This window comes from Acidobacteriota bacterium, assembly GCA_016196065.1.
GTDB lineage: Bacteria > Acidobacteriota > Terriglobia > Terriglobales > Acidobacteriaceae > Acidiflorens.
Genome location: JACPYL010000026.1, coordinates 1 through 5,068, shown reverse-complemented (window position 1 = coordinate 5,068; position 5,068 = coordinate 1). Strand labels below are relative to the sequence as shown.

The window sequence follows — 5,068 nt, the reverse complement described above, 5'->3', positions numbered from 1 at the left end:
GCTGGGCGTGGGAGTGGGGCGTTCTCCGTATCGGAGCTTCCAGATCATGGCGGGACAACTCTTCGCACTGGCGCTGCCTGCCCTGATGGAGTTCACTTCGCCGCGTGCGTGGGCGTTCGCACTCATCGGCATTCATGAATACCTGCGCCGGTTGAGCGGCGACAGCCTCGTTACCCAGACCCGAGAGACGCTCACTTGCCGGCTCATGGAACTTTTCGAGAGGATTGCCCAGCCGGGCTGGCGCTGGTTTGAAGAGGAACTGACATACGACAACGCGAAGCTCGCGCACGCTTTGATTCTGAGCGGACGGGGAACCGGACAACAGGCGGTATTTGAGCGAGGATTGGAAGCGCTGCGCTGGCTGACGGAATTGCAAATCTCCGAGAAGGGTCACTTCCGATCCATCGGCACCAACGGGTTTTATCGCCGTGGTGGCACGCGGGCCAACTTTGACCAGCAGCCGATCGAGGCGCAAGCAATGGTTTCGGCCTGTCTTGAAGCCTATCGCGCCACATCGGACTCGTGCTGGTATGAACAGGCGGAGCGCGCCTTCGACTGGTTCATCGGCTGGAATGATCTCGGATTAGAACTCTACTCTTCGAAAACGGGCGGCTGCCGCGATGGATTGCACGTGGATCGGGTCAACCGGAACCAGGGAGCGGAATCAACCCTGGCTTTCTTGCTTTCGCTGGGGGAGATGCGCTTGGCTCAAAATATGCTGACAAGTTTCAAGGAACCGATCGCCATGGAAGGGTAATCTCCGTTTCCTATCTCGTTTCCCTGGAAAAACATGAACGCCAACTCACTTTACGTCAAACGCACGGCCACGATCCTCAAGCCCGACCAGTCACGCGTTCTTCTGCGGCCCTTCAGTCCGGGAAATCCCGAGCGGGTTGCTAGGATCATCGCAAGGATCATGGCGCTCCCGGAAGACAGAGTCGGTCCCCTCCTGGACGAGGTTTCCGCTGAATTCTCCCCACGGCACCAGCAGATCCGCGAACTGTTTCTGGAGCGCTTCGAACAGGTCAGCGAGTCGCTGTTGACGGATGAGGAACTCTCCGAACAAAGACAACTGTTGATCGGCTCCTATTTCCTGGCCGAATATTCCTTGGAATCGGCGGCCCTGTTCAATCCGTCCATCGTTCCGCACCCTAACCAGACTGATCTGCCGGCCGGCGCGCTGCGGTTTATTCTCAGCTTGCGCGCCACCGGGGAAGGACACATTTCCTCCATCACTTTCCGAACCGGTATCATCCATCCCGACCAGCGGATCGAGGTATTCACCCCCACTGGGTTCCTCACCGAGCCGCGCCAGATCCCAAACCCCCAGTACGAGAAGGCGCTGTTCGGGCGAAAACTCTCTGAACTGGGATTGACCGGCGAATTCACGCGCCGGGTCATGAACAAACTCGGGGAGTCGTTCGCACTGGAAGAGCTTCGCGCCGGTCTCAAAGCCGAACAGTTCCGCCTGCCGGATGGAATGACACAGGAAGATCAGAACGCCGCCCAGGGGATTTGGATGCTGGCCCGGTCCAACTACGAAGTTCAGTTCCAGCCCGAACAGCAGATGTCCGAACGTATTATCTTCCCGGCCACGCCCTCCCAACGCAACGGCATCGAGGACGCCCGCTTCGTTTGTTTCAAGAACGACGACGGCACCCACATCTACTACGCGACCTTCACCGCCTTCGATGGCAAGATCGTGGTGCCGGAACTGGTGGAGACTTCTGACTTCCTCCTGTTTCGATTCATAACCTTGAATGGTCCGGCCGCCGAAAACAAAGGCATGGCCATCTTCCCCCGGAAGATCGGCGGCCTCTATGCAATGCTGTCCCGCCAGGACAACGAGAACATCTACCTGATGTTTTCCGACAACGTCCACTTCTGGAATGAGCGCAGGGTGCTTCTCAAACCTACTTTTCCCTGGGAATTGGTCCAGCTCGGGAACTGCGGATCTCCTATCGAGACCGATGCCGGATGGTTGGTCCTCAGCCACGGTGTCGGCCCTATGCGAAAGTACTGCATCGGCGCGTTCCTCCTCGATCGCGATGATCCCGCCAAAGTGATTGGACGACTCCGCGAACCCTTGCTCAAGCCTAACCAGAACGAGCGTGAAGGCTACGTGCCCAATGTCGTTTATACCTGCGGCGCTCTGCTCCACAACGGCGAACTGATCATTCCCTATGGTCTGGCCGATCACGCCACGGGTATCGCAACCGTCCCACTTGCTGAGGTGCTGGCTGCCATGAATTAGGAAGACCGTTTACCAGCATGACCATCCCCAACAAAAGAGTGGCTGTCCTGTCGCCCGTCGCGTGGCGAACACCTCCCCGGCGCTACGGCGCGTGGGAGACGGTCGCCAGCAACATCACCGAAGGACTGGTCTCCCGTGGCTGGGATGTGACCTTGTTCGCCAGCCGGGATTCTGTGACCCGCGCTCACCTGCATGCCGTGGTAGACCGGGGGTATGAAGAGGATCCCGCCATCGATCCCAAAGTCGCCGAATACCTTCACATCTCCGAACTGTTCGAGCACGCTGCTGAGTTTGACCTCATCCACAGCCACTACGACTTCATGGCGCTGTCCTACACTCGGCTGGTGAAGACGCCGGTCCTCACTACCATCCACGGATTCTCGTCGCCCAGAATCATGCCCGTCTATGAGAAGTATCGTAGCGGATATTTTGTCTCCATCAGCAACTCTGATCGCGCGCCAGGGCTGAATTACCTGGCGACGGTCTATAACGGAATCGACCTCTCGTTGTACCCGCTCCAGAAACTTGGCGGTGATCACCTGATCTTCCTCGGCCGGATTCACCCTGACAAGGGTGTCCATCTGGCGATCGAGGTTGCTCGCCTGAGCGGGTTGCCGCTGCTCATCGCGGGCATTATCCAAGATCAGACATACTTCCGAAAGCAGGTGGAGCCCCACCTTGATCAGACGATCCGCTACATCGGGCCGGTGGACGTGCCGGCCAAGAATGAGTTGTTCGCGCGTGCCCGAGCTCTACTGCACCTGAACACTATCCCGGAGCGATTCGGACTTGTCCTGGCAGAAGCCAATGCCGCTGGCGTGCCCGTCATCGCCATGGACCTCGGCTCCTGCCGTGAGGTGATCAAAGACGGGCAAACGGGTTTCCTGGTCAACAACGTCCACGAAGCCGTGCAGGACCTGCAGCGTCTCTCGGAGATCGATCGCAGTGTCTGCCGCCAACGGGTCCGGCAATGCTTCTCTATCGAAGCGATGGTGGAGTCCTACGAGCGGGTTTACCGGACGATTCTTGATCTCGAAGCGACGAGGCGCCCATGAAGCCGGACATTGTCAGACGATACCGCGGCAACCCCATCCTCACCAGGGCGGCGATCCCCTACTCAGTGGAAACCGTTCACAACGCGGCGGTGGTGAAGCACGGGGACGAGTACGTCATGCTTTTTCGCTCTCATCTGCGCACGGGACGGTCCATCATTGGTTTGGCACGCAGCCCCGACGGATTCCAGTTCACCGCCGATCCAGAGCCCTTTCTGACTCCTGCGCGGGAAAACCCTTTTGCGCCCTATGAAGAGTTCGGCGTCGAGGATCCACGCGTGACCCGGCTGGAAGGGGAGTACATCATCACCTACAGCGCTTACTCGCGAAATGGAGTCCGGGTCGCCCTCGCCAAGACGAGGGACTTCAATCAGGTCGAAAGGGTCTCTCTTATCACGCAGGCGGACCATCGGAATGTGGTGATCTTCCCCGAAAAGGTTGACGGCCTCTATGCCCGGCTTGACCGTCCCCATTCGGAAATCGCTCCTTGGTCAATCTGGATTTCCTATTCTCCGGATCTACGTTTTTGGGGCGAGTCCCAGCTCATCATGAGGCCCGAACCATATCACTGGGATGAAATGAAGGTCGGTCCCGGCGCGCCGCCGATCAAAACGGACCAGGGGTGGCTTTCCATCTATCACGGCGTGTTCAAAACCATGGACGGATCGGTCTATCGCTTGGGCGTTGCTCTTCATGACCTCCAGAACCCGGCGAAGGTCGTAGGGGTGAGCGACTCTTGGATCCTGCAACCGGAAGACCCCTGGGAAATAACCGGATATGTCCACAACGTGGTCTTTACCTGTGGCGCCGTCGCAGAGTCCGATGGAACGGTGAAGATTTATTGGGGCGGCGCGGATACGGTCATGTGCGTGGGCGAGGCGAACATCTCCGATCTGGTCGCTCTCTGTCTGCATCACAGTAGATCGGCAAAGTAAGCATGGCAATTTCAGGAGCCTCAGGACGGCCGGATCACGGCTTGGATCGCGCTCGATCTCACACCCACGATCGGCCGCATGATTGCTTCTTACATCGTATTAAAGCGTCCGCGAACAAAATCATCGCGTGGAACTGGGAATCTCGGAACACACCGTGAAGTTCCACAAAAGTTCCACGTGACCTCGATTCTCGCCAGGCTGGGCGCTTCCAGCCGCACCGAAGCTGTCACCATCGGAATTTGCAAGGGCCCGGTGCGGCTCTAGAGCCAAGAAGAAAGACGTGCCGGCGGAAGTCCCCTTCACGGCCCACTCGGAAGTTATCCTGTTCCGCCCAAGGTGCCCCAAGCCGGCGGAACCGTCACCGAGTCGCTATTAAGCACCGGCCCACGTTCCGGCACTCAGAGACTCGGCCCGTGTTGAGTTATTGTCTGCACGGACACCCGTGCAGGTAACAACTGCTACTTGGAACGGGTGTACAGACGGGGCGAGCAGGGACCTGTTTGACTTCGAATCCGTCGCCGGTCGCGTCGATTTGTCTCCATAGTTTCAAGCGCTTACAGGGATTCTTCCGATTTCAGCCTGCCTTCGTGGAATCCGATTGGAGTTCGACAGGAGGACCTGGTAACCACTGTGAGAAGCGGAACTCCCGCCTCTTCTCCATCGCCTCGGCCTGGCAGATCACCACCAGTTGCTCGAACAGCGTCTGGTACACGGCCACGGCCGATGCTGGTTGGCATAGGCCAGGGTCTGGGCGCACGTCCAACCCCAATTTGCCGCAACTTCCCTTCGCTGACCGCCAGTCCGCCGGTCACGCTCATCGCCATCGT

At 58.5% G+C, this 5,068-nt stretch carries 4 protein-coding genes; all 4 read left to right on the top strand.

All coding sequences use genetic code 11. The features are described 5' to 3' along the window. The first annotated feature begins 46 nt into the window (after nt 1-46). From HY010_21075 to HY010_21060, 4 genes are read left to right on the top strand one after another with little or no spacing between them, the layout of a single operon-like run. On the top strand, nt 47-757 hold the full coding sequence (locus HY010_21075; protein ID MBI3478235.1) for a hypothetical protein: 711 nt from the start codon (nt 47-49) through the stop codon (nt 755-757). A gap of 33 nt (nt 758-790) precedes the next feature. Beyond that, the gene (locus HY010_21070) at nt 791-2,254 is read left to right on the top strand and encodes a glycoside hydrolase family 130 protein (protein MBI3478234.1); all 1,464 of its coding nucleotides are present in this window, start codon (nt 791-793) and stop codon (nt 2,252-2,254) included. 17 nt (nt 2,255-2,271) lie between these two features. After that, nucleotides 2,272-3,309: a glycosyltransferase family 4 protein gene (locus tag HY010_21065; GenBank protein MBI3478233.1), complete on the top strand. Its 1,038-nt coding sequence runs from the start codon at nt 2,272-2,274 to the stop codon at nt 3,307-3,309. Next, on the top strand, nt 3,306-4,241 hold the full coding sequence (locus HY010_21060) for a glycoside hydrolase family 130 protein (GenBank protein ID MBI3478232.1): 936 nt from the start codon (nt 3,306-3,308) through the stop codon (nt 4,239-4,241). Before HY010_21065 ends, HY010_21060 begins: the two co-directional genes overlap by 4 nt. Nucleotides 4,242-5,068 lie beyond the last annotated feature (827 nt).

Excerpts from the sequence above, each read along its gene's own strand:
- HY010_21060 (MBI3478232.1), top strand. The coding sequence starts at position 3,306 with ATGAAGCCGGACATTGTCAGACGATACCGCGGCAACCCCATCCTCACC.
- HY010_21075 (MBI3478235.1), top strand. The coding sequence starts at position 47 with ATGGCGGGACAACTCTTCGCACTGGCGCTGCCTGCCCTGATGGAGTTC.
- HY010_21070 (MBI3478234.1), top strand. The coding sequence starts at position 791 with ATGAACGCCAACTCACTTTACGTCAAACGCACGGCCACGATCCTCAAG.
- HY010_21065 (MBI3478233.1), top strand. The coding sequence starts at position 2,272 with ATGACCATCCCCAACAAAAGAGTGGCTGTCCTGTCGCCCGTCGCGTGG.